The 23,599-nt window shown below is 62.2% G+C and carries 21 protein-coding genes and 2 pseudogenes; 15 read left to right on the top strand and 8 right to left on the bottom strand.

Annotation, left to right across the window (positions count from 1 at the left end; all coding sequences use genetic code 11):
- The first annotated feature begins 10 nt into the window (after positions 1–10).
- Positions 11–481: a hypothetical protein gene (locus JCM12178_RS08320; protein ID WP_054650433.1), complete on the top strand. Its 471-nt coding sequence runs from the start codon at positions 11–13 to the stop codon at positions 479–481.
- A gap of 50 nt (positions 482–531) precedes the next feature.
- Here JCM12178_RS08320 and JCM12178_RS08315 read toward each other — a convergent pair.
- From JCM12178_RS08315 to JCM12178_RS08300, 3 genes and pseudogenes are all read right to left on the bottom strand, one after another.
- Positions 532–1,532: pseudogene (locus JCM12178_RS08315) on the bottom strand (DUF6765 family protein).
- A 136-nt stretch (positions 1,533–1,668) separates the two neighbouring features.
- Positions 1,669–2,319 carry a nicotinate (nicotinamide) nucleotide adenylyltransferase gene (nadD, locus tag JCM12178_RS08305; RefSeq protein WP_054650427.1) on the bottom strand — a complete coding sequence of 217 codons (651 nt, stop codon included), beginning with the start codon at positions 2,317–2,319 and terminating at the stop codon, positions 1,669–1,671.
- 137 nt (positions 2,320–2,456) lie between these two features.
- Positions 2,457–3,713, bottom strand: a complete 1,257-nt coding sequence (locus JCM12178_RS08300; RefSeq protein ID WP_054650425.1) for a glutamate-5-semialdehyde dehydrogenase — start codon at positions 3,711–3,713, stop codon at positions 2,457–2,459.
- Between the two features lie 445 nt (positions 3,714–4,158).
- On the opposite strand from JCM12178_RS08300, the gene JCM12178_RS08295 reads away from it, so the two are divergent.
- The 6 genes from JCM12178_RS08295 to JCM12178_RS08270 all read left to right on the top strand — a co-directional run bounded on the left by JCM12178_RS08295 (position 4,159) and on the right by JCM12178_RS08270 (position 9,770).
- Positions 4,159–4,809, top strand: coding sequence for a YfgM family protein (locus JCM12178_RS08295; protein WP_054650423.1), 651 nt, complete (start codon positions 4,159–4,161; stop codon positions 4,807–4,809).
- Positions 4,810–4,827: 18 nt separating this feature from the next.
- The gene (gene iorA, locus JCM12178_RS08290; RefSeq protein ID WP_054650421.1) at positions 4,828–6,663 is read left to right on the top strand and encodes an indolepyruvate ferredoxin oxidoreductase subunit alpha; all 1,836 of its coding nucleotides are present in this window, start codon (positions 4,828–4,830) and stop codon (positions 6,661–6,663) included.
- A gap of 2 nt (positions 6,664–6,665) precedes the next feature.
- A complete protein-coding gene (locus JCM12178_RS08285; protein WP_054650419.1) occupies positions 6,666–7,259 on the top strand; it encodes an indolepyruvate oxidoreductase subunit beta in 594 nt (197 codons plus the stop codon).
- Positions 7,260–7,269: 10 nt separating this feature from the next.
- Entirely contained in the window at positions 7,270–8,856 is a 1,587-nt protein-coding gene (locus JCM12178_RS08280; RefSeq protein ID WP_054650417.1) for a sigma-54-dependent Fis family transcriptional regulator, read from the top strand.
- Positions 8,857–8,943: 87 nt separating this feature from the next.
- Positions 8,944–9,306, top strand: a complete 363-nt coding sequence (locus JCM12178_RS08275; RefSeq protein WP_157054832.1) for a hypothetical protein — start codon at positions 8,944–8,946, stop codon at positions 9,304–9,306.
- On the top strand, positions 9,264–9,770 hold the full coding sequence (locus JCM12178_RS08270) for a substrate-binding periplasmic protein (protein ID WP_054650413.1): 507 nt from the start codon (positions 9,264–9,266) through the stop codon (positions 9,768–9,770). The genes JCM12178_RS08275 and JCM12178_RS08270 overlap by 43 nt, the downstream gene beginning before the upstream one ends.
- 67 nt (positions 9,771–9,837) lie before the next feature.
- Here the strand turns inward: JCM12178_RS08270 and JCM12178_RS08265 are convergent, their stop codons facing one another.
- Positions 9,838–10,041, bottom strand: coding sequence for a hypothetical protein (locus tag JCM12178_RS08265; RefSeq protein WP_054650411.1), 204 nt, complete (start codon positions 10,039–10,041; stop codon positions 9,838–9,840).
- 136 nt (positions 10,042–10,177) lie between these two features.
- Here JCM12178_RS08265 and msrB point away from each other — a divergent pair, with 136 nt between their 5' ends.
- Positions 10,178–11,278, top strand: a complete 1,101-nt coding sequence (msrB, locus tag JCM12178_RS08260; RefSeq protein ID WP_083465821.1) for a peptide-methionine (R)-S-oxide reductase MsrB — start codon at positions 10,178–10,180, stop codon at positions 11,276–11,278.
- 69 nt (positions 11,279–11,347) lie between these two features.
- Here the strand turns inward: msrB and JCM12178_RS08255 are convergent, their stop codons facing one another.
- A complete protein-coding gene (locus JCM12178_RS08255; RefSeq protein WP_054650409.1) occupies positions 11,348–13,423 on the bottom strand; it encodes a methyl-accepting chemotaxis protein in 2,076 nt (691 codons plus the stop codon).
- A gap of 180 nt (positions 13,424–13,603) precedes the next feature.
- Entirely contained in the window at positions 13,604–15,883 is a 2,280-nt protein-coding gene (locus JCM12178_RS08250; RefSeq protein WP_054650407.1) for a cysteine synthase, read from the bottom strand.
- 99 nt (positions 15,884–15,982) lie between these two features.
- Between JCM12178_RS08250 and JCM12178_RS08245 the strand changes: the two genes are divergently transcribed.
- From JCM12178_RS08245 to JCM12178_RS08225, 6 genes are all read left to right on the top strand, one after another.
- Complete coding sequence (locus JCM12178_RS08245; protein ID WP_369404484.1) at positions 15,983–17,779, top strand: motility associated factor glycosyltransferase family protein; 1,797 nt, start codon at positions 15,983–15,985, stop codon at positions 17,777–17,779.
- A 92-nt stretch (positions 17,780–17,871) separates the two neighbouring features.
- Complete coding sequence (locus tag JCM12178_RS08240) at positions 17,872–18,087, top strand: hypothetical protein (RefSeq protein WP_083465820.1); 216 nt, start codon at positions 17,872–17,874, stop codon at positions 18,085–18,087.
- A gap of 20 nt (positions 18,088–18,107) precedes the next feature.
- On the top strand, positions 18,108–18,713 hold the full coding sequence (locus JCM12178_RS08235) for a phosphatase PAP2 family protein (protein ID WP_054650404.1): 606 nt from the start codon (positions 18,108–18,110) through the stop codon (positions 18,711–18,713).
- Between the two features lie 3 nt (positions 18,714–18,716).
- Positions 18,717–20,000 carry an ArnT family glycosyltransferase gene (locus tag JCM12178_RS08230; RefSeq protein ID WP_245628681.1) on the top strand — a complete coding sequence of 428 codons (1,284 nt, stop codon included), beginning with the start codon at positions 18,717–18,719 and terminating at the stop codon, positions 19,998–20,000.
- Positions 19,883–20,344 carry a hypothetical protein gene (locus JCM12178_RS19585; protein WP_245628680.1) on the top strand — a complete coding sequence of 154 codons (462 nt, stop codon included), beginning with the start codon at positions 19,883–19,885 and terminating at the stop codon, positions 20,342–20,344. The genes JCM12178_RS08230 and JCM12178_RS19585 overlap by 118 nt, the downstream gene beginning before the upstream one ends.
- Positions 20,345–20,736: 392 nt before the next feature.
- The gene (locus JCM12178_RS08225; RefSeq protein ID WP_054650402.1) at positions 20,737–21,063 is read left to right on the top strand and encodes a BON domain-containing protein; all 327 of its coding nucleotides are present in this window, start codon (positions 20,737–20,739) and stop codon (positions 21,061–21,063) included.
- A gap of 9 nt (positions 21,064–21,072) precedes the next feature.
- Here the strand turns inward: JCM12178_RS08225 and JCM12178_RS19580 are convergent, their stop codons facing one another.
- On the bottom strand, positions 21,073–21,294 hold the full coding sequence (locus JCM12178_RS19580) for a CBS domain-containing protein (RefSeq protein ID WP_245628684.1): 222 nt from the start codon (positions 21,292–21,294) through the stop codon (positions 21,073–21,075).
- Positions 21,295–21,372: 78 nt separating this feature from the next.
- Positions 21,373–22,609 (bottom strand): annotated as a pseudogene (locus tag JCM12178_RS08220) (chloride channel protein); the annotation flags it as partial.
- 399 nt (positions 22,610–23,008) lie between these two features.
- Between JCM12178_RS08220 and JCM12178_RS08215 the strand changes: the two are divergent.
- On the top strand, positions 23,009–23,533 hold the full coding sequence (locus JCM12178_RS08215; protein ID WP_054650400.1) for a hypothetical protein: 525 nt from the start codon (positions 23,009–23,011) through the stop codon (positions 23,531–23,533).
- The last annotated feature ends 66 nt before the right edge of the window (positions 23,534–23,599 follow it).

The following is a 23,599-nucleotide window of genomic DNA, read 5'->3' as shown; positions in this document are numbered from 1 at the left end:
GAGCCGTCACATGAAAATCACCGTCACTCCTCCGGAAAGCCCGCTGCTCATCGACAGGGCATGGACCATCCGCATGACCATCAAGAGCTTCAAGGGACGCCGCGACGTGGACGTCCATCTCTTCCGGCCGGACTGGGAGCCGGGGGAGGAGACCGCCTATGACTGGGAGAGCCTTTTCAACGGTCCCACCAATCCGGACGACGACTGTCGCAGGCTCGTGCTCGAGGCCTTTACGGCGGAGGAACGCGACACCATCATCGAATACCTCAAAGAGCGCTATTCCACAAGAATTACCACGGTCGCGTGCACCGCGCTGACCTTCCCGGTGCCCACCAATCTCTCTGCCCTGTGCGGCATGAACGAGACCAAGAACGTGGGCTTCATCCGCTTCGAGAAGATACCGGCCTATAACCTGCCCATCCCCCTGCGCGGCCTCTACAATCTCGACGAGCACCCGCCCATCGTGGATGAGCGGTCGTGATGCGGCTTTCATGCCGAAAAGGAAACGCCCCGCCGAAGCGGGGCGTTTTTTTACGCGACAAGCAGGCCGTTCTGCGGGAGCAGTTCCCGGAGCACGTATTGCCTGTGCAGGCTGGCCGCCTGATAGAAGTGGAAGATGTTGGAGCTGAGCATTTCCGCAGAGCTGCGGTTGTTCAGGGCGACATCCTTCTCCACCAGCCAGTCGGTTCCGACGTAGGGCGGGATGTCCTCCCGGAAGCCGAAGGACCCGTCTCGCATGGCCGTGCGCCACTGCTGTGCGCGCTCGTGTTTCGGCCCCTCATGGGCTAGCGCGGCCTTGACCACATCCTGCATCAGCCCGAACTCCTTGGCCGCGCCCGCATCCGCGAGGTCGGGCCGGGCCTCTGCAAAGCGGGTGAAGTAGCCGTGCACGGTGCGGCAGTACCGCTCGTAGGTCACGGTGTTGTCGCGCATGGGGTTCGGCGGGCGGCTTGGCAGCTCGTAATCGAAACGCCACTTGAGAAACGGCCTGTCCGGATAGGTGTGCATCCCGCCGTGGCCGAGGGCCGAGACGTCGGCAAGCTCACCCTGAAACGCCTCCCATTTGCCAGTCACGTAGTCCAGAATCGACGCGGAGTTCTCCCCGTACTCGAACGAATCCTGCCTCACGCGGTTGTAGTCGCTGCTGATGCCGGAGAAGCCGTAGTGGGCGAAGGTATCGGCATAGACGTGCGCGCCAACGCCCATGAGATGCAGGGCGTACGGTCGGTCGGCCATGGCAAGATGGTGGTCCATCATGGTCCGGGCGATGTCGCTGTCAGGCTCGCAGATCAGCCGCTCGGAATAGGTGTCGCCCGAGTTGCCCGGCAAAAGTGAAACGGAACCCAGACCTGCCGCTGGTCGTCACGGTCGAGGTTCTCGCCCTGCCACCAGTGGTGGCCGGTGGCTTCGCTGTTGAGCGTGGCTCCGTCAAAGAAGTCCAACTCGCCCTTGGCCCCGTTGTCGTCCACCAGTTGCGAGGCGCTGGCCAGAATCCGGCAGGCCTCAGGTTTCAGCCCGGCACACCGGGCCATCACATATGTTCCGAAATAGTGCATGTCGCTTTGCATATCGAGTCTCCTCTTTGGGAGAACTCTGCCATGCATCTATAGACATGTCTATATTATCAGAAGACAAATATGACCGAAAGAAAGCTCCGGGCAGGGACGATCAGGAGGACCAGACGCTCTGCACGACGCCACGGTGTTCTTCAAGGAAAGGCTCGACTTCGGGCGGAACAAGCAGGCGCAGGCTGCGGCCGTCCAGCCAGCGTTCGCGCAGCTCTCCGGCCTTGATGTCCAGCCGGGGTATCTCCACGGAGCGAATGGCGTTGCCGCCGGAGAGACGCCAGAGGTCGTCGGCCTCGCGGGTGGCGTCCGGCCATGTCTCGGCGATGAACTCTGCGGTGCGCCGGGACGCTTCCCAGCGGTTGACCACCACGAGGTTGGCAAGCTGCGGGATTTCCATGCCGCGATTCCAGTTAGGCACCTCAAGGAAGGTGGCCGCGCCCATGATGAAGTGCAGCTCGCTTTCCGGCTTGTCGTCGCGGTAGCAGGTCAGGGTGTCGCAGGTGAAGGACGGGCCGGAGCGCTCGCCTTCCAGCGGGTTGCCGTTCAGGCCGGGGATGTCCCGCACGGCGCGGTTGACCATGTCCATGCGAAGCTCGAAGGGCAGGATGTTTTCGCCGCTCTTGTGCGGCGGCACCGCGGCCGGGACCAGCTCGACCATGTCGAGCGAAAGCGCCTCGCGCACCTCGATTGCCATACGTACGTGGCCGATATGCAGGGGGTTGAACGTTCCGCCGAGTATGCCGAGCTTCATAGGAGCGGCTCCTTTTGTGGGTGATGCTGGAGGCGGTGTTAGTACTACGCGTTGCCGTGGTTTCGCAAGGCCGGGCCGCAAAAAAGGGCCGGAACGCTCCAGCGTCCCGGCCCCGTCCAAGTCAATTTGTCTCCAGTCTATTCGCGAATCTGCCAGTCGCCCAGCAGCACGAACTTGGTGGAGGTCAGCTCCTTGACGCCCATGGGGCCGTAGGCGTGAAGCTTGGAAGTGGAGATGCCGATCTCCGCGCCAAGGCCGAGCTGTGCGCCGTCGTTGAATCGGGTAGTGGCATTGGCGACCACCAGCGAGGCATCCACCTCGCGGATGAAACGCATGGCGCGGGACTGGCTTTCGGTCAGGATGGCCTCGGTGTGGTTGGAACCGTAACGGGCGATGTGCTCCATGGCTTCATCCATGTCGGCGACAACACGCACGGCCATGACCAGGTCCAAAAACTCGTATCCCCAATCCTCCGGAGCCGCGCCTTCGGCGTATCCACCCAGCAGCGGCAGGCTCTCGGGGCAGGCCTTGAAAGAAACACCCTTGGGGCCGAGCTGCGCCGCCACGCCGGGCAGGAACTCGCCGGCCACGGAGCGGTGCACCAGCAGGCACTCCAGCGCGTTGCAGCCGCTCGGGTACTGCATCTTGGCGTTTTCGATGACGGGCAGCGCCTTGGCAAGGTCGGCGGTCTCGTCCACGAACGTATGGCAGACGCCCTTGTAGTGCTTGAGCACCGGCATGCGGGCCTGCTCCGTGACGGCGCGTATGAGCTCGCCGCCTCGGGGGATGACCACGTCGATGTATTCTTCCAGCGAGAGCAGTTCGGCCACGGCTTCGCGGTCCGTGGTGGGCGGGGTCTGGACCGCCTCGCGCGGCAGCCCTGCGGATTCGAGGGCGCGGTGCATCAGCCCGGCAAGGCATTTATTGGAATGAAACGCCTCGGACCCGCCGCGCAGAATAACGGCGTTGCCCGCCTTGAGACAGAGGATGCCCGCGTCGATGGTGGCGTTGGGCCGGGACTCGTAGATCATGGCGATGACGCCGAGGGGCACGCGCATCTTGCCCACGAGCATACCGTTGGGCCGCTTGACCATGGACTCGATCTCGCCCACCGGGTCGGACATGGCGGCCACCTCGCGGCAGCCCTGAATCATGGAGCCGAGCACCTTGTCGCTGATGGTGAGGCGTTGCAGCCGGGCCTTGTCCAGCCCGCGCGCCTCGGCGGCCTTGAGGTCTTCGGCGTTGGCTTGGCGGATGGCCTCGGTCTCGGATTCGAGCAGGTCGGCCAGCGCGTTCAGGGCATCGGCCTTGGCCGTGCCGGACGCCGCCGAAAGGGCGCGGGATGCCTCCCGTGCCTTCTGGCCGATGGCGAGCATGTCGTCGCGGATACTCATGCGTATTCCTCCGGGTCTTATTGTGATCGTAGCATGCGGGGCACAGACGTTATGCACCAGCCAGCCGCATTGTCAAACCGTGGATTGTTATAAAAAAACTTGGACTTTTCGAACATCATACCCCATAACCGCCCTGCACCTCGACATCACACGCCACGTCCGCCCTGCAGGCGGAGCTTCTTCAGGACAGCTTCGCGGTTTGACATTCTTGGCCCGGCCCCTGTCCGACAGCGTAACGCTTCAAGATCTTGGCAAAGATGTAAAATCCCCCACATGATTGCATGGTCGAGATGACCACAAACAACGCTTTTCGCCAAGTTTGTCGCATTTACCCTTTGACTGTTTTTACAATTTTGGTTAGTTGCAGGGAGCGTCCGAAAGCATTGCTTTCGACGCGTTTTCACTTTGCGTATAATACCATATTGAATCGGAGGAAGAGGCTCCCATGAGCGAGAACGAAACCAGGAATTCCAACGACTTTTCCAATCTTGAAGAAAAGATCCCCGAGACCATGCACCCGGCCTTCGAAGCCGTGGTGAAGTACAAGAAGCAGATCGTCATGGGCATTGCCGCCATCTTCGTGATCGCGGCCGTATTCGGCCTCGTGCGCTGGCAGCGGGCCAATGCGGAAAGCGAAGCCCAGACCGCCCTCGGCGAGATCCTCATGAACCAGCAGGGCGCGGACCGCGTGAGCAAGCTGGAAGCGCTTCTTGAAGATGCTCCCTCCAGTGTCGAGCCCGCCATTCTGCTCGAGCTGAGCGAAGCCTGCATGCAGACCGAAAACTACGGCAAGGCCGCCGAGTATTACGAACGCCTCGCCCAGAACAGCGACGACACCGTCTCCATCGTGGCCGGCATGGGCCGGGCCAAGGCGCTGATCCTCGCCGGAAAGGCCGAAGAGTCCTACACGCTCCTGAAGGAACTGTCCGAGGACGCTCCGGAGTCTTTCGCCGCGACCATCTACCGCCAGATGGCCCTTTCCGCTGAAGCCGCAGGAAAGACCGACGCCGCGCTCAAGGCCTGGGAAGCCCTCCTGGAGACCCCGACCGCGGACAAGGAATTCGTCCAATACAAGTTGCAGCAACTGAAAAAGTAACCATCAACGGAGATTACGATGCCGCACCCACTGCTGGCCGACAACCCCGGCGAAACGCACCTGCTCCTCGGTAACGAGGCAATCGTCCGAGGTGCCGTCGAGGCCGGAATCCAGGTTGTGACATGTTACCCCGGCACGCCTTCTTCCGAAGCGCCGGACACCTTCTTCCGCCTTTCCCCGGAAGGGAAGTACTATTTCGAATACTCGGTCAACGAGAAAGTCGCCCTTGAAGTTGGCGGCGGGGCCACACTGGCCGGGGCGCTGACCCTGACCACCATGAAACACGTGGGCGTCAACGTCGCCGCCGACCCGCTCATGACCCTGTGCTACACCGGCGCTCCCGGCGGGTTCGTGCTGCTCTCGGCCGACGACCCGGGCTGCCACTCCAGCCAGAACGAACAGGACAACCGCATCTACGCCCGCCTCGGCGGCATGCCGGTTTTTGAACCGAGCACCGCGCAGGAAGCCAAGGACATGACCCGCGACGCGCTGGCCATGTCCAAAAAGCACGAAGCGCCGGTCATGCTGCGCACCACCACCCGCGTGAACCATCTGCGCGGCCCGGTGGAGTTCGGCAACGCCCCGGACCCCGGCAAAGCCAAGGGATTTACCAAGAACCCGTCCCGGTTCGTGCCCATCCCGGCCTTTTCCCGCCGGATGCATCTCGAACTGCTCGACCGTCTCGACGCGCTGCGCGAGGAAGCGGAAAAGAGCCCCTACAACACCGTCTCCGGCGCCGGAGAAATCGGCATCGCCGCATCCGGCATCAGCCGCGCATACCTTTGCGACGCGCTTGAAAACGCCGGGCTGAAAGGCAAGGTCAAGGTCTTCGACCTCGGCATGAGCTACCCGCTGCCCGAGACCATGGCGCTTGACTTCATGAAGGGCCTCAAGAAGCTGCTGGTGGTCGAGGAGCTGGAGCCGGTTCTGGAAAACGAACTGCGCGTGCTGGCCCAGAAGAACTCGCTGGACATCGAAATCTTCGGCAAGAACCTGCTGCCGCAGAACGGCGAATTCACCGTAACCATGGTGGAAAACGCCGTGCGCGAGGTGGCCGGGGAACAGGCCGTTACCGTGGACTGCTGCGAAGGCCGGGACAACCTGCCCATGCGGCCACCGAACCTCTGCGCGGGCTGCCCGCACCGAGGCGCGTTCTTCGCCACCCGCGAAGTCTTTGGCGACGACGCCATCTACTCTTCCGACATCGGCTGCTACACGCTGGGCCTGCTGCCCCCGCTCTCCTGCGCGGACTTCCTGCTCTGCATGGGCTCGTCCGTATCCGCAGGCGGCGGCGCGGCACTGGCCGCCGGGCAGACCGTGGTCGCCTTCATCGGCGACTCCACGTTCTTCCACTCCGGCCTGTCAGGACTGGCCAACGCGGTCTTCAACCAGCACGACCTGCTGCTGGTGATCCTCGACAACTACACCACGGCCATGACCGGGCACCAGCCGAACCCCGGCGTACACCACACCGTGCTCGGCGAGAACCCCTCGCGCGTTGATATCGCCAAATCCTGTGAAGGCGTGGGCGTGGAAGTCATCCGCAAGGTGAACCCGCTGAACCGCAAGAAAACCGTGGCCGCGCTGGAGGAACTCAAGGACATGAAGGGCGTGCGCGTCCTCATCGCCGAAGAGCCCTGCCCGCTGTATGCCCGCAGGATCACCCGCCAGAGCAAGCCGCAGGTGGCCTACGTGACCGAGAACTGCTCCGGCCGTTACGAATGTCTGGAAAAGCTCGCCTGTCCCGCCATCTACAAGGACGGTGACAAGGCAGCGGTCAATGAACTCCTGTGTTCCGGCTGCATGCTCTGCCTGCAGATCTGTCCCAACATCAAAGCGAAAAAGAGGGGCTAACCATGAGTGACGTCAAGCCCATCCGCATATTCATGACCGGTGTCGGCGGGCAGGGAACCCTGACCGCCACCACCCTGCTGACCCAGACCGTGCTGCACCTCGGACTGCCGGTGACCTCCGGCGAGATCCACGGCATGGCCCAGCGCGGCGGCGTGGTGGAATCCACCGTGCTCATCGGCTGCAAGTCCCCCAAGATCGGCCACGGCGAAGCAGACGTGCTGCTCGGCTTTGAGCCCATGGAGACGCTTCGCGCCCTGCCGTATCTCAAGCCGGGCGGTACCGTGTTCTCCAGCTCGGAGTACATGCTGCCCCTTTCCGTTGCCACCGGCCGCGAGACCTGCCCGTCCCTTGACGAGGTGGAAACCGCGGTCAAGGCCTGCACCGACGACTTCCGCTTCCTGCCCTGCCAGACGCTGGGCCTTGAGGCCGGAGCCGTCCAGGCGGGCAACATCGCCCTGCTCGGGGCGCTGGCCGCATCGGGCAAGACGCCCGTGACCGTCGAAGCGATGGCCGAGGCCATCCGCGCGAACATGAAGGCAAAAATCGTGGACGTTAACCTTAAGGCACTCGAACTCGGCGCCAAACAGGACGCCTAGCGAGGAACATATGGCTATTCACCATCAGGACGCCCCCGATGTGGCGTACCTGACCACTTTGCAGCAGATTCAGGACGTTCTCGGCAGCGAAGGACCGCTTGAGGAGAGCCTCAACGCCCTGCTCAAGACCCTTGCCGAGGACATGGGGTACATTCGGGCCTTTCTGGTCATCATGGACCCCAAGACCGAAAACCTGAAACTCTCGCTGACCTACAGCCCGGCCATGTCCGAAGAAGTGACCTATGCGCCGGGAAAAGGCATTGTCGGCCGCGTGTTCGAGACCGGGAAACCGGTCATCGTGCCGCGCATGTCCGACGATCCGGGCTTCCTCAACAAGGCCTTTGGCCGGAGCGAGGAAGAACTCAAGAAGCTCGGCTTCATCTGCGTGCCGGTCCTGAACCGCTCTCCCGAGGGCGAGCGCATGGACGTCATCGGCGCGCTGTCCGTGGACGTTCCGCTCATCCCCATGGATGACATGGAAGGCCACCGCCAGTTCCTGGAGGTGGTCGCGGGCTTCATCGCCTACCATGTGGCCCGGCTGCAGGAAGAGATGGCCATGCAAAACCATCTCCTGACGCAAGGCGTGACGTCCGGCGAAACCTCACCGCCAGCCAACTTCGTGGCAGCGAGCAAGGCCATGCGCATGGTGCTTCGCCAGGGTGCTCAAGTCGCGCCAAGCCGCGCCACCGTGCTGCTGCGCGGCGAGTCCGGCACAGGCAAGGAACTGCTGGCCGAGTTCATCCACGCCGCCAGCCCGCGCGCCGACAAACCGCTCATCAAGCTCAACTGCGCGGCCCTGCCTTCGGAGCTGATCGAATCCGAACTCTTCGGCCACCAGAAAGGCGCCTTCACCGGCGCGTTCCAGACCAAGCGCGGCCTCTTCGAGATCGCGGATCAGGGAACACTCTTTCTCGATGAAATCGGAGAGCTCTCCCTTGACGCACAGGCCAAGGTACTGCGCGCCATTCAGGAAAAGGAAATCCAGCGCGTCGGCAGCGAGCAGACCATCACGGTTGATGTGCGCCTCATCTGCGCCACGCACCAGCCGCTCGAAGAACTGCTGGAAAAGGGCCTGTTCCGCGAGGACCTGTATTACCGCATCAACGTGTTCCCGGTGTTCATCCCGCCGCTCAAGGAGCGCCGCGAGGACATCCTGCCGCTCTCCGAGCACTTCCTCGAAGACTTCACGCGCGAATACGGCAAGCAGGTCCGACGCATCTCCACCCCGGCCATCGAGCTGCTGACCATGTACCATTGGCCCGGCAACGTACGCGAGCTGCGAAACTGCATGGAGCGCGCCGTGCTTCTGTGCGAGGAGGAGGTCATCCGCACCTACCACCTGCCGCCCACGCTGCAGACCGCGGAAAGCTCGGCCACGGGCACCAACCTCAGCTTCGGCGAGGCCGTGGCCAAGTTCGAGCAGGAGCTGTTGGTGGATTCGCTGAAGAAGACCGGCGGAAACATGCTCCAGTCCGCGCGGGACCTGCGCGTCTCCTACCGGATAGTCAACTACAAGGTGAAAAAATACGGCATCGACGTAAAGCGTTTTTCGCAAAGCAAAAGCAAGCGCAAGAAAACCAAAACGTCACAATCATAAGATATAATGGCCCCGGATTCCGGGGCCTTTTTTTCAGCAAACCCAAAATGGTTGAGAACCCTTGACGGCAACCAGCATTTCAATACTATGCATTTGATGCGTGTCCGGCTCATACTCTTCACTCTTCTGCTGCTCCTTCCCATAGAGGCGTTGGCTTCGGAATACGTGATGGTTTTTGGCGGGCGCTATCCTCCATTCTACTGGATGGGCAAGGCCGACGGCACCGAGAAAAGCGGTCGCGGCATGTTCATCGACTTCCTCGACAGATTCGAGGCAAATAACCCTGACACCACCATTCAGAAGGTCTGTTTGCCACGAAAACGCATGGACGAATGGCTGGCCATGGGCAAGGCTGATGCATTCAGCCTGAACGCCGAGATTTCGTCACGAGCGAAAACAGGCGTCACATGGAGTTCACCACCCCCCTGTGGCGCAGTGGCGACCACCTGATGGTTCCGGCCAATTCGGTGATTCGTGACTCCTCGATCACGTCCATTCGCGGCAAACGCATCGGACTCATTCACGGAAACGCATACCCCAGCCTCGACGCAGCTGCGGAGAAAGGCACGATCAAGACCGCACGTGCCGTATCCATGCGAATGCTCATGGAGATGCTCGACCGGGGCCGACTGGACGCCGTCGTGGTCAACAGGCATACCGTTCACCACTATCTTTCGCTGCTGGAGTTCAAGGCAAGCGATTACAAGATTCTCGACCCGCCCCTCTACGAGTTCGACCTTTCCGTGGCCGTCCACAAGAATCAGCCAGAGCTTCTGAAAATGCTGAACAAGTTCATAGAACAGTCTCATAATGACGGCTTCCTCCAGCAGCTTGAGGCCCGCTGGTTCGATGCCGAGTATATTCAGGACGAACGACTCCCGGAGTTTGCAGAAAGCCCTTCCCCAACACAGTGAGCCCGCCATAAAAAACGCCCCCGCAGCGTTCGCTGCGAGGGCGTCTTCTGCCGTAACGAGAATATGACTAGGCGCTTCCAAGAGTGGAAACGGCGCTCTGAACAAGATTAGCGTCGGCGTTGTAGGTTGCGGTGGCCTGAGTCTTTACCAACTCACGAGCCATGGCCGGATCCTTGAGAACCTGTCGCTGCATGCGAAGCTTCGCAAGATTCTTCATCTGTTCGGCCATGGATGTACCCTGCCTGACGGTAGGAGTAGCGGCACTTTCCATGATGATCTCCTTGCTTTTTCCTTAGGTTCACTAATCTGTTCGGACATTTTCACCAAACCTTTACCCCCGCATTGACATTTTTCAGAAAAACCATACTTTAATCTGAGAACTATTACCACAAAGCGGGAGAATAGGCATGCGCACCATATGGAAAATTCTGTTTTCAGCGTCAGCGATGCTCTGTCTCATCGCGGGTATCGCGGTATCCAAACAAAGCCTCAAGGAGGCAGCAATGAGCGAACCGACAAACACCGCCGTAGCAACCCTTGCCGGTGGCTGCTTCTGGTGTGTTGAAGCAGACATGGAAAAGGTTCCGGGCGTCATAAAGGCCGTTTCCGGGTATACTGGCGGCGAGGTGGAAAACCCTTCCTACGAGCAGGTCAGCTCTGGCGGCACCAAGCACCGTGAGGCGGTTCAGGTCTATTACGACCCGGACCAAATCTCCTTCGCGACCATCCTCGAAGCATTCTGGAGGCACCACGACCCCACGGATGCCAGCGGTTCTTTTGGTGATCGCGGCTTTCAGTACACCTCCGCCATTTTCTACCACAACGAAGAGCAGAAGCGCATCGCCGAGGAATCCATCAAGCGGCTGAACGAATCGGGACGGTTCGAAAAGCCCGTTGCCACCAGCCTTGAACCGTTCACCAGCTTCTACGAAGCAGAAGAATACCATCAGGATTACTACAAGCATAACCCGGTGCGATACAAGACGTACCGCTTCTTCTCGGGCCGGGACCGGTTTACCGAGGAACACTGGGGCGACGCCAAGCTGCCAGTGACGAAGGGAAACACCTCCTCTTTTGAAAAGCCAGGCGCTCAGGAGCTGCGCAGCCGTCTGACCGAAATGCAGTACAAGGTCACGCAGGAGGACGGAACGGAACCGGCCTTCAACAATGAATACTGGGACAACCACGAGCCGGGCATCTATGTGGACGTGGTCTCGGGCGAGCCGCTCTTCAGCTCCAAGGACAAGTTCGACTCCGGCACGGGCTGGCCAAGCTTCACCCGCCCGCTCGAACCGGCAAGCGTCACAGAACATCAGGACCGCTCCCTGTTCATGACCCGCACGGAGGTGCGCTCTAGAAAGGCGGACTCGCACCTCGGCCACGTTTTCGAGGACGGCCCGCCACCCACCGGACTGCGCTATTGCATCAACTCCGCGGCGCTGCGATTCATCCACAAGGACAGGCTGGGAGAGGAAGGTTACGAAAAGTACGAAGCCCTCTTCGAATAGCCCGGCTGAAAACGATAAAGCCCCCCCGTCGCACCATGCGGCGGGGGGCTTCGTGTTTTGTTGGGCCGGTTAGCGCGGCAACGCCTTGATGGAGCCGGTGTCGTCCACCCGGAAGTAGCCGATGGCGTCGAGCAGGGCTTCGGAATTGGCGGCCAGCTCCTTGGATGCGGCAGCCACCTCCTCTGCCTCGGACGCTCCCTGCTGCACTGCGGAGTCAAGATCGCCGAGCGCATTGCTTATCTGCGACGCGCCGCTGTTCTGCTCCACGCTGGCGCGGGATATTTCCTTGATGCTCTCGGTGGTCTCCAGAATGTCCGGCACCATCTTGTCGAGCATGCGTCCGGCCTCGTTGGCAACACCCACGCTGTGGGACGAGAGTTCGCTGATCTCGGCAGCGGCATGGCCGGAACGCTCCGCCAACTTGCGGACCTCGGCAGCAACAACGGCGAAGCCCTTGCCGTGTTCGCCGGCACGGGCAGCCTCGATGGCAGCGTTCAAGGCCAGCAGATTGGTCTGCCGGGCGATCTCCTCGACAATGGTGATCTTTTCCGCGATCTGTTCCATGGCCGCGACGGTCTTGCGCACCGCTTCGCCGCCGACCTTGGCATCTTCGGCCGCCTTGTGGGCCACGCCTTCGGTCTTTGTAGCATTTTCCGTATTGTGCTGGATGCTGCTGTTGATCTGCTCCATGGAGGCGGATATCTCCTCCACGTTGGCAGCCTGATTGGATGCACTCTCGGAAAGGGACTGGGAGGTGGACGCCAGTTCCACGCTGCCTTGGGCCACACTCCCCGCGTTGCGGTTGACCACGTTGATAATCTCGTTCAACCGGCGGTTCATGGCCGAGAGCACGTACCCGAGTTCCAACAGCTCATCCCCGATCAGCCTGCCGCGCAGACCGGACCGCTCAACAGGTTCGGCCATGGGCAGCCGCTTTTCGGAAAGGTCGCCGCCGTTGATGCGGTTGAGCGTGTCCATGACCATGTTCAGTCGCCCGGTAATCCGCCCGGCAAAGAGGATGCCAGCAACTGCGCCGATGAGAATCATGAACAGCCCGATGCCCAAGGACCAGCTTTGGGAGCTGCCAAGGGCCTCGTTGGCTGCCCGGCGTCCCTCCATGAACTCTTCCACAAACGCGTTGCCGACGATGACCCAGTTCCACGGCTCGAAATACAGCGCCGAGAAGATAGTCTCCCTGGCTTCCGATTCTCCGGGCTGCGGCACGGAGTTCACAACGGTGACGGGTTCACCGGGTTGCTCCACAGCCTGCTCCAGCAGACGGTTCAGTACGGAGGCGGTCTCGCCCTCACCGCTCAGGATATTCCGGCCTTCAAGCTCCCCGTTTTTGTGCAGCTTGACCACGCCCTTGTCGCGGCCGCTGCCGCCAAGCACCGAAAGGAATCCTGTGTCGCCCAGCGTCACGGAGTTCAGACCGCTTCGCAGTTCGGCAACACCCTCCTGCAACACGCCGACATAAATACAGCCGATCACGCGACCGGATTCATCCAGCATGGGCTTGTACTGGGTCAGATACCACGCGTTGACCACGTAGGCGGTGCCCCGGTAGGTCTCACCGCTGCGGATGGTCTGGGCCACCGGGCTGGACGCAGGGATGTACGTCCCGATGGCACGGTTGCCGTCGTTCTTGAGGATGTTCGTGGCCACACGCAAAAGGTCGCCCTTCTCGTTCATGCGCTGAAAGATGGTACATGTCGCGCCGGTGAGCTCCTGCACGGTATCCACAAGCGGGGTCGCAACCGAGGCGTCGGCGTTCATGCCCAACCACCTGTCGCCCATGACAACCCGAGACAGGTCAACCGAGGAAGATTGTTTGGTTATCTGGTTCACCGCGGTCCACGTCTCGGTATCGCTTCCCAGCCCGAGACCGCCGTTTTCTGCCGCTATGTACTCAAGCACGTTCATTGCGCTTTCAAGCTGTTTCTGAAGCGTGGCGTGCTGGGTGGCTATCAGCTTTCCGGCATCGGAAACGGCCAACGCCACTTCCTCTTTCGCCTGCCTGTCGAACTGCTCGGTCAGGCGGCTGTCGATCCGGTCACTCTGCCAATAGATGACACCGAGAATCCCGGCGCTCGTTATTAGAAGGAGCGCGACGATCATCCCGGCAATCTTGAATCCTATCCGCATACTGTTCCTCCGGCCAAAGAATAGGTATCAATTTATATCATGCATCAGTGAATAATAAATGTCCACGTAGAAAGAATTGGAAAGGTTTTACACAATACAAAGCAATAGGTTCGACATGAAATGACATGCCGGATGGCGGACGCCCTACGGAAGGGCTAAAATGCGAGAAGACGTGGAAGGCTAGAGGGGAATCACGCGCGGCCCGGTCGGGGTGTCCTCGACGCGGTACCCGGCCTCGGCCAGCGCGTCGCGCAGTTGGTCGGACTCCGCGTAATCCTTGTTGGAACGCGCCTTCTGGCGGTCGGCCACCAGTCCGCGCACGTCTTCGGGCAGTTCGCCCAGCGGGACGGGCAGCGCGGCGCGGTCGAGCACGCGGAGGGTGTCGTCGATGGCAAGGAGCGCTTCAAGGCAGAGCCGGACTGCGGCCCCGTCCGTATTTCCGCCGGAGGCAAGCGCGTTGGCCTTTTTCACGAAGGTGAAGAGCGCGGGCCAGAAGTGGTGCAACGAAAGGTCGTCGTCCATGGCCTCACGGAAGGCGGCGTTGAGGTCGAAGACCGCCTGCTCGGCTTCCTCGGGCACGGCGTCGCCGGGCGCGTCCTGTCGGGCGGAGAGGGTCGCGGCGGTTTCCTGCACCCGCTTCCAGTTACGCGCCCACATGGTCAGGTTTTCCGCACCGGCTGCCAGCGGCTTGCGGTAATGGGACGAGAGCAGCCAGAGCCGGGCGGCATGTTCGCTGCCAAGGGCCTCGACAACCGCGTCAAGCCCGCCCTCGCCGTCTTCGGAAACGTGGTTGGTCACCATCCACGCCTGCACCTCGCGGCGCGCAGTGCTCCAGATGGCCCGCAGGTTCTCCAGATGCGGAAAACGGTGCGACTCGCTGCCGATGAACACGTCGGTGCGCGGCGCGGCGTCCGTGGCGGTGGCCGCATGCTGCAAGAACCAGCTCGGCCGCACGTTGCCCCACTCGGTCTCCAGAACGTCGCCGAGCTTGAGGTCCAGCAGAGTTGCTCGCTTGAGCAGCGTAAAATCAAAGGGATTGTCCTTCACGTAGGCGTCAAGGTCCACTGTCTTGCCAGCGGAAAGCCGCTCCACATCCTGAAGCCCGAAGGCCCCGTAACGCGGGTCGCGGAACACGTCGAAGTAGACGCTGCGGAGCTTCTCGTAGGCGAGCCCCTTGCCGAGCATCTTTCTGCACAGCTCCAGCGCCGTGGTCTCGGAGTCGCCCGAGAGCGGGAAAAGAATACGGTCCGTGACGCCCATGCGTTCGGCGGTCTCGCGCAGCTTCTCGCGGACCTCGCCCGCATACTGCTGCCGCGACACACTGGCCTCGCGCGCGGCTGCCAGAGTGCGGTCATCCATATCGGCCAGCCCGGCCACGGGGACGGCCTCCACGCCCCGGGCGGCCAGATGCCGGGAGAGCACGTCGGCCAGCACGACCCTGCGCCACGAATCAAGCCCGCCGGGATTGTCGAGGCTCGGCCCCATGGTATAGATGCCGGTGCCCTCGGCGGTCTGCACAAAGGTCTTTTCGGAACGCGCAACGTCGTAGACGCAGACGCCCTGCCGTGCCTTGGGCGCAAAGAGCGGCGTGCTCAGGTACCGCTCGCCGCCGTCCGGGAAGAGCACCACGATGGTGCCCTCCTCCAGTTCCTCGGCCAGCTTGATCGCGCCACCAAGGGCCGCGCCGGAGCTCATGCCCGCGAATATGCCCTCTTCGGCCGCCAGCCTGCGGCAGAGGTCGAAGGCGGTCTCGTCGTCCACGCGCAGCACGGCGTCGAGCCATTTCTTATTATAGATGCCGGGCGGGTAGGACTCGTGCATGTTCTTGAGCCCCTGAATCTTGTGGCCCTCGTAGGGTTCCACCGCAGCCACGAACACGTCGCCCATCTCGTGAAGGCGTTTGGCCATGCCCATGGCCGTGCCGGAGGTACCGAGCGTGGCCACGGCGTGCGTGACCGCGCCGCCGGTCTGCTCCCAGATTTCCAGCCCGGTGCCGTGATAGTGGGCGTCGATGCAGGCGGGGTTGTTGTACTGGTCGAGCAGCACGTACTTGTCCGGCTCCTCGCGGGCCATGCGGTAGGCCAGCTCAATGGCCCCGTCCGTGGCGAGGTGCCCCGGCGTCAGCTCGATCTCCGCCCCGTAGGCGCGCATGATCATCTTGCGCTCTTCGCTGGCGGTCTCGGGCATGATGAGCCGGATGGGGTAGCCCTTGACCGCGGCCACCATGGCGAGGCCGATGCCCGTATTGCCGCTGGTGGCCTCGATGAGAATCTTGCCGGGAGTGAGCTCGCCGCTTTCTTCCGCGTGGCGGATCATGGCATAGGCGACGCGGTCCTTGACCGACCCGCCCGGATTGGCCGTTTCCAGCTTGGCCAAAATCCTGACACGCGGGTTCGGATTGAGCCGCCGGATTTCCACCAGCGGAGTGTCGCCTATGAGGCCAAGAATGCCTTCTTCCATTTCATTCCCCCGGAATCCTGTGCTTTTTCCCCAATCAGGGCCCGCAAAGAATAGGGCAATTTTGCGTTGCGCGCAACTGGCATGCTATTTGAATTTATCATGGCCGAACCGCAACCAAAGGACGAAACCATGATCGGCTACCCGTTTTTGAAGGACAACATAGAGGCGCTCAAGGACTACTGCCCGCCCGTATACATGTGGCTCTCCTCGCAGGAGTACGACCCCGAGCGTCTGAACGAGCGGCTTTTCAAAAATCAGTGGGACATCCTCGACTGGCGGATCGACAACGAGGAAGGGCGCGGAATGTTTGACGCCATGCCGCCCAATCTTCTCTACAAGGAGTGGGCGCCCAAGGACAAGCCGCACACCAGCGCCACCGTCATCGTGGGCTGCAACGTGGGCTACGGCCTGAACCACGTGCTCGCCAACTCCCCGGACAGCCACAAGATCGTGGTGGTGGAACCCCGGCCCGAAATGCTGCTGGCCTGCCTCGGCCAGACAGATTACCGCCCGTTCTTCGCCAACAAGAAGCTGCACATCTGCCCGCCCAACGAAGACTACTTCATGCAGATCGTCAAAAACATGGACCTGCAGTTCATCTACGGCAACATCCACCTGCGCGGCGACACCGCCAGCCGCCAGCTCGGCCCGGAATACGCCAAGTGGACCCGGCTTTGTCAGGAACGGCTGGAGAACTTCTCGCTGGAACTGACCACCCTGCGCTTCCGCCAGGACGTCATGGTGGGCAACGAGCTCAAGAATTTCCAGCGCGCCCTGCACGGCGGCTCCATGAAGCCGCTGGAGGGACGCGCGGCAGGCGTGGGCGCGGTCATCCTCGGCGCAGGCCCCTCGCTGGCCGACTCCGCCAAAACCCTGGCAGAGAATCCCGGCTACGCCCTCTACACCACGGCGCTGCAGACCATGCCGGCTCTCCAGCCCCACGGCCTGAAGCCGCACCTGTGCATGGCGCTCGACTACGACGGCTCCATGCGCCGCATCTATGACAGGCTCGACCCCGAATTTGCCAAGGACGTGCCGCTCATCTACTCCACCAAGGTCGACCCGTGGGTCGTGGAACAATACCCCGGCCCCAAGATGCCCATGTGGACGGTCGGCGGCCTCGCCACCTACCTCATGCGCGAACACGAGCTGGTGCTCGACGCGGGCGGTAACGTCTCCCTGACGCTGGCCCGCCTGCTGCGCTGGCTCGGTGTTGGACACATCACGCTGGTGGGGCAGGACTTCGCATGGATCAACGAGCGTTCGCACTCGGACGGCCACCACGCCACCCGGAAGCAGTTCGAGTTTGATCCCAAGCGGCATCAGAAGCTCAAGAACATGGACGGCGAGGAGATCATCTCCACGCCCCAGTACCTCACCGCCAAGCGCGACCTTGAGGAAGACCTCAAGAAGGCCCCTTTCCCGATCTACAACGTCTACGGCGGGGGCGCGCCCATCAACGGAAGCCGTCGCGTCACGCTCGAGGAAGCGATCATGCAGGGCGCGTTCAGCTCGGCCCCCGGCTCGCTGGAGCGCTTCATGGCCGACTTCGAGGCCAGCCGCGACATCAGCAACCCCATCCACATCCGCCCGGCCAGCCATGAGTGGGCCTCCTCCCTGCGGCGCGTCGAGAAGCGGCTCACCAAGCTCTTCCGCAACTGCCGCAACAACCAGAAGGAGATCCATCAGGCCCTGACGCAGGTGGACATGTTCGTGAAGCAGAACCCGGTCTACCTGCCGTACCTCTACAACGAGACGCTCAACCTCGCCGGACTGACCCGGGCCAAGGCCACCTACGAGCCGCGCGACCTGAGCGAGTTCAAGCGCATCAGCAAGTCCATCCTGCAGAAGGTTCGCGAGGTGGATCGCCACGTCTGCCCCAAGCAGGCGGCATAAGATTTCGTCATGGTCCAAGGTTGCGGGGCCCCTGGCCGGAGCGGTTCCGGTCGGGGGCCTCACTCTTTGCATCTTGAATTCCCCGCGGTTTCGTGAAATGGTCCCCATCCATGGACAAGAGCAAACCCTATCTCGACGAAAACGGCGATCTGGTCATCCCGTTCCTGTGCGCCGAGCACGAATACAAGTACTGGAAAAAGGAAGGCCGCGAACTGCATGACATCCTGCAGGAGCTCGGTGCATCCCGCGAGGTATGGGAACGCTACACGTGGGAAGACTACCCGGAAAACGGACAGGACTCCAAGTAACCCTCTTTTTCGGAGACGCCATGACCCGCGCCCGCCCCATTCTGGACTGGCTCCTCAGCTCCGCGCCGCTGCTGCTCGTTCTCGCGGCCATCGCTTTTCTGTTCAACACCGAGCCGGAAGTGGTAAACTATTTCGCGGCACACCGGGAAGCAAACCCGGAACTGCTCCAGTTCTTCACTTTCGTGACAAACTTCGGCAACCCGTTCTTCTACGCCATTTTCCTCGGCATGCTCATCGTGGCATGGCGCACGGGCGACAGGCGCACCAAGCGGTTCGTCTTCGTCTACATCATCGTCCAGCTCGCCGTGGCGCTGGTGGCGGTCCGCTTCCTGAAAATGACCATCGGCAGACCGCGGCCCGGCGAGGGCATGTTCTTCCAGCCCATTGAAAACGGCGGCACCCATCACTCCCTGCCCTCCGGGCACACCACGGAGATCACGGGCGCGGCCGGGGCGCTGGCGCTTTTCTGCGGCCGCTGGTGGCTGAGCCTCGCCATGGGCGTGGCCATCGCCCTCGTGGGCTTTTCCAGAATCTATCTCGGCTGGCATCACCCCACCGACGTCTTCTTCGGATGGCTCCTCGGTTCGGTATCCATGGCGGCCATTTACACCTTTTCCCGGAAGTAACGTATGAGCGACATCGTTTCCCGCATCTGGCGCTTCTGTGAACGGCACCCCAGGCTGGTCATGACCCTGACGGTCCTGGCCCAGACCGCTCACTCCCTCAACAACCGCGCCCTCTGGTTTTCCGACGAGGTCCGCTACGCCGACGCCTACCGCAACCTCGCGCTCAAGGGCGACTGGCTGGTGCTGGCCCTGAACGGCCAACCCTACCCGGACAAGCCGCCGCTCTACTTCTGGTTCCTCTGGCTCATCGACAAACTGACCCCGGCGAACATGCCCACGGTCTTCTTCATCGGCGCGGCGCTCTCCGGCCTGCTGTTCGTCTACTCCGGCTACCTGCTGGCCCGCACGCTCAGGGCCGGACGCAGCGTCAGCCTCGGGGCCGCGCTCATCCTGCTCAGCTCCCTGTTCCTTTGCGCGCTCTTCCACTACTCGCGCATGGACCTCTTCTTCTGCGCCTTCATCATCGGCTCTCACGCCTGTTTCTTCCGCGCCTTCGAAGGGGATAAACCGGGCCAGTGGCCGGTATGGGGTTTCGTGCTGGCGGCCATCGCCACGCTCATCAAAGGACCGCTCGGGTTCATATTCCCGCTGCTGACCACCATCCTCTTCCTCGGCTGGCGCGGGGAACTGAAAAAGATATTCTGCCGCCCCATGCTCACCGGCCTCATCGCCATGCTGGCCCTGCTCGCCGCGTGGATCGGCGGCGTGGTGGCGGTCATGGGCGGCCCGGATTACCTGATGAATCAGGTACTCGGAAAACACGTCCTGCAACGGGCCACCAACACCTTCCATCACAAGGAACCGCTCCAGTACTACTTCATCGCCCTGCCGCTGGCGTGGCTGCCGTGGACTCTGGCCCTGCTGGGCGCGCGCTTCAAACGGCTCCTGACCGCCGATTTCTGGTCCATCGTGCTGCTGGACCGCGACAAGGCAGGGGCTGTGGCCTACTGCTGGATCATGGCTGCGGCCATTTTCACGCTGCTCTCGTCGCTCTCCGGCAAGGTGCTGATCTATATCCTGCCCATGTTCCCGCCGCTGGCCATCATCATCGCCGAGGCGTTCTCCGGATGGGAAACCCGACGCACAGCCCGCGTGTTCGGTGCCGTCGCCGTGCTGTTCGCCATTCTCGGCGGCGCGTTGCTCGTGGGCGGCGACCTCACCCCGGTTTCGTGCCGCTCAAGGCGACGGGCATCGCCGGGCTGGTGCTCATCGCCTGCGCCGGAATCCTCTGGATGCTCAAGGACCGCGATTATCGCGCCCCGCTTCTGTTCATGCCGCTGGCCGTGACGCTCTGGCTGCTGCCGGTCGGGACCCTCGTGGCCCCCTCGCTGGACAACGCCATGAGCCCCAAGCGGCAGGCGCTCATGCTCAAGGAATACGCCGAGGACGGATACCGCCCCATGGCATGGCGCATCTACTCCGGCATATTCTCCTATTATTCCGAGCAGGAGCTCTACGAGTCCAACCAATGGGAAGACATCGAGCAGGAACTGGCGAAGACGCCCAAGGCGGCGCTCATCGTGCGCGAACGGCACTGGAAATCTCTCAAGGACAAACCCGCGCTGCTGCAGGTCGACCGGCAGGTCATCTCCGGCGAACCGTACCTGCTGATGCTCAAGCAGTTCGATTGACCGCTGCGCCCGACATGATGTAGTGCCTTTCCAGACAATTACCGGAAAGCCGCAATGACAGTACCCGCCCGAATTATCGCCGCCGCCTCGGCCCTTCTTGCCGCAGCACTTCTGTGCGCCTGCGCGGCCGCGCCCGCGTTCGAGGCGGCAGGCATGGCCAAGACCGGCTATGACGTGGCCGTACTCATCGACGAGAGCGCGCCCAAGGACCGGGTGGACTTTCACGGCGACTACGGCTGCACCGACCAGGTGCTTGCCCGGCGCATCCGGGAGCGGCTGCTGATACGCGGCTACACGGGGCTGACCGCCAACGTCTACGACGGCCACGGCTACCTCTTCGGCCCGGCTCCCACCAAAAATGGGCAGACGGGGCCATCAAAATCGCAAGCTCCGTGCAGGGGCTTCGCGTCCTCACCTGCCGTTTCTTTCCCCCTTCGGACAACCCCATTCACGACCGTGACCGCACCCGCTTTCTCGCCGCGCGCATGGCCAAGGACAAAACCCTCGACCCTGCCCGCGTCGACGCTGTCGTGGTCGGCAATACGGCCGTGGTCATGGGCGTTGTCCCGGAGCAGGCTATTCAGGACCACGCCCTCGACATGGCCCGCGACGTGGACGGCGTAAACGAAGTGCTCGACTACGTGGTCATCGTCACCCGCGTTGATCCCGAAAAAAACGGGGAAGCCCCTGACGAGACCTCCCCGGACGATTCCGAATAGTCTTCGCCGTCAGGTTTCCTCGGCGAGTTCCTTCCTGACCAGTTCCTGCCCGTAGGCGGCGTTGATGGTGCTCTCGGTGAGCGACCCGATGAGCGTTCCGTCCGCACTGACCACCGGAAGCTGCGAGACCCCCTTGTTGGTGATGATGTCCAGCGCGGTCTGGAGCGTGTCCTCGGTCTGCACCGTGGCCGGGTTCTGGGTGGCGATGTCCTTGGCAATGAGCAGTTGCATCAGCCCTTCCTCCTGCAACACGGGCCTGATATCGCGGAAGGAGATGATGCCTGACAGCACGCCCTGACCGTTCACCACGTGCAGATACGGCGCGTTCTCGGTCTTGAATGTCCAGATGATGGATTCGAGGCTGGCCCCCTCGGGCACCGTGACAACCGCGTCGCTCATGTACTCCTTGACCAGCACGCGCTGCAGGACGTTGCGCTCCCGGCCGCCGGTGATGTCGATGCCCCGGCGCAGCAGCTTTATGGTGTAGATGCTCGCCTCGCTGATGGTGGAGTTGAGCACAACGGCGGTGATGCAGGTGAGCATGAGCGGCAGGATGATGGAATAGGTTCCGGTCATCTCGAAGATGATAAGGATCGCGGTGATGGGCGCATAGGTGGTGCCTGCCACCACGCCGCCCATGCCGACGAGGGCGTATGCCCCGGGCGAGGCCGTGATGCCCGGAAAGGCCATGTTCATCAGGCAGCCGAACGCCCCGCCGGTCATGGCCCCGATGAAGAGCGAGGGCGCGAAGATGCCGCCCGAACCGCCGGACCCAGTGTCAGCGACGAGGCCAGTATCTTGACCCAGATGAGCGTGAAAAGGACCGCGAACCCCATCTTGTTGGTCAGCGAAAGGTTCATGGCCCCGTATCCCACGCCGAAGGCTTCCGGGTAGAAGATGACCACGCAGCCGAGCATGGCTCCGCCGATGGCGGGCTTGATCCATTCCGGCATGAACCGCGCGGCCTCGAAGCCGTCCTCGAAAGCGTAGAGGATGCGGGTGAAGCTGAGCGCCACCAGCCCGCTGGCTATTCCGAGGGCGGGGTACATGAGGTACTCCCACGGCGAAACAACCGCGTAGTCCGGGATGACAAAAGCCGGGAAGTCCCCGAAATAGTATCGGGAGATGGCCGTTGCCGTGACCGAGGAGAGCACCACGGGCGAGAACGAAGTCATGCCCCAGTCGCCGATGATGATTTCAAGGGCGAAGAGCACGCCCGCGATGGGCGCGTTGAAGGTGGCGGCGATACCAGCCGCCGCGCCGCAGCCGATCATGGTCCGCATGTGCTTGCCGGGGACCTTGAAGACCTGCCCGATGCTGGAGCCGATGGACGCCCCGATCTGCACCATGGGCCTTCGCGCCCTACCGAGCCGCCCGAGCCGATGGTCACGGCCGAGGCGAAAATCTTGGCCGCGGCCACGCGCTTTCGGATCAGGCCGTCGCGCAGGGCGATGGCCTGCATGACCTCGGGAACGCCGTGCCCCTTGGCCTCGCTGGCAAAAAAATGCACTACGAGCCCGACCACGAGTCCGCCCGCCGCAGGCATGGAAATCTTGGCCCAGAGCGGAATCTCCGAGGCGTAGGCCAGAAAGTCCTCGCCGTGCTGGTAGAAGAGCCACTGCATGGACTTGAGCAGAAATTTGAAGAGGATGGCGCCGTATCCGGAAAGGACGCCGATGAGAATTGCCAGCATGAGTTGGGTGAGGTTCCGGCTCAGAAGCGGTTTCCTGACGCCGGGTGTCGCGGTCTCTGTCGCCATCTGCCCTCCGCTGCTGTTGCCGTTGTGCGTTCCGGACGATCGTTCGCCAGCCCATCTCTGCGGTTCTATTTCCCTTTTACATGCTCCTGCAGCCCATGGCAATGCAGGCCGCACAAAACTTGTGCCGCTGCGGCAAAAAAGGTACTCAGACTGCGGCCGACAATACGATCCCAAGGAGTCAGAACCGTGCCCAAATATGCAATCGAAGAAATCAAGGTCCAGCCGGAATTCGACATCTTCATGTATGCCGAACTCACCGGAGAGACCAGACTGGATCAGGACCTCATGGACGAATTCGCCCCGCGCTGGGACGACTGGGTCACCAAGCTGAGCGCGTTTCAGCTGACCAACACCGAAGGCGACAACGGCTACGTGCTGCTCTTTCTCGACAGCGACGTGGACGAGGAGATCGACCACATCTGGAACGACTCCCCGGCCTACGGGCTGGCCTTCCACAACCTCGCGGTCTGCATGGTCATGACCGCCGCGCGCAGCATCATCCCCGAAATGATGGAAGGGGCCTGCGCCCCGCTGCCCCGCGCACCGCAGGGCGTCAAGGACGCCACCGCCAAGCTCGGCATCGAGTGGAAGGAGGACAACACCATCAACCGCAAGTTCGCGGTCTTCACCCCCTTCCCCTATAACGGCGGCTGCCCGGTCTGCACCCTGAGCGAGACCTGTCCCAACTCCACCGCAAGGACACAGCAATGAGTTACACCGTCAAGGACCTCCTGCGCCTTGAAGTGGCCCCGGCGCTCGGCTGCACCGAGCCCGTCG

Source organism: Salidesulfovibrio brasiliensis JCM 12178, from assembly GCF_001311825.1.
Lineage (GTDB): Bacteria > Desulfobacterota > Desulfovibrionia > Desulfovibrionales > Desulfovibrionaceae > Pseudodesulfovibrio > Pseudodesulfovibrio brasiliensis.
This window is presented reverse-complemented; position numbering and strand designations above follow the sequence as displayed.

Bases quoted from the DNA above. Each gene is read 5' to 3' on its own strand.
- JCM12178_RS08320 (WP_054650433.1), top strand. From the start codon at position 11: ATGAAAATCACCGTCACTCCTCCGGAAAGCCCGCTGCTCATCGACAGG.
- nadD (WP_054650427.1), bottom strand. From the start codon at position 2,319: ATGAAGCTCGGCATACTCGGCGGAACGTTCAACCCCCTGCATATCGGC.
- JCM12178_RS08300 (WP_054650425.1), bottom strand. From the start codon at position 3,713: ATGAGTATCCGCGACGACATGCTCGCCATCGGCCAGAAGGCACGGGAG.
- JCM12178_RS08295 (WP_054650423.1), top strand. From the start codon at position 4,159: ATGAGCGAGAACGAAACCAGGAATTCCAACGACTTTTCCAATCTTGAA.
- iorA (WP_054650421.1), top strand. From the start codon at position 4,828: ATGCCGCACCCACTGCTGGCCGACAACCCCGGCGAAACGCACCTGCTC.
- JCM12178_RS08285 (WP_054650419.1), top strand. From the start codon at position 6,666: ATGAGTGACGTCAAGCCCATCCGCATATTCATGACCGGTGTCGGCGGG.
- JCM12178_RS08280 (WP_054650417.1), top strand. From the start codon at position 7,270: ATGGCTATTCACCATCAGGACGCCCCCGATGTGGCGTACCTGACCACT.
- JCM12178_RS08275 (WP_157054832.1), top strand. From the start codon at position 8,944: ATGCATTTGATGCGTGTCCGGCTCATACTCTTCACTCTTCTGCTGCTC.
- JCM12178_RS08270 (WP_054650413.1), top strand. From the start codon at position 9,264: ATGGAGTTCACCACCCCCCTGTGGCGCAGTGGCGACCACCTGATGGTT.
- JCM12178_RS08265 (WP_054650411.1), bottom strand. From the start codon at position 10,041: ATGGAAAGTGCCGCTACTCCTACCGTCAGGCAGGGTACATCCATGGCC.
- msrB (WP_083465821.1), top strand. From the start codon at position 10,178: ATGCGCACCATATGGAAAATTCTGTTTTCAGCGTCAGCGATGCTCTGT.
- JCM12178_RS08255 (WP_054650409.1), bottom strand. From the start codon at position 13,423: ATGCGGATAGGATTCAAGATTGCCGGGATGATCGTCGCGCTCCTTCTA.
- JCM12178_RS08250 (WP_054650407.1), bottom strand. From the start codon at position 15,883: ATGGAAGAAGGCATTCTTGGCCTCATAGGCGACACTCCGCTGGTGGAA.
- JCM12178_RS08245 (WP_369404484.1), top strand. From the start codon at position 15,983: ATGGCCGAACCGCAACCAAAGGACGAAACCATGATCGGCTACCCGTTT.
- JCM12178_RS08235 (WP_054650404.1), top strand. From the start codon at position 18,108: ATGACCCGCGCCCGCCCCATTCTGGACTGGCTCCTCAGCTCCGCGCCG.
- JCM12178_RS08230 (WP_245628681.1), top strand. From the start codon at position 18,717: ATGAGCGACATCGTTTCCCGCATCTGGCGCTTCTGTGAACGGCACCCC.
- JCM12178_RS19580 (WP_245628684.1), bottom strand. From the start codon at position 21,294: ATGCAACTGCTCATTGCCAAGGACATCGCCACCCAGAACCCGGCCACG.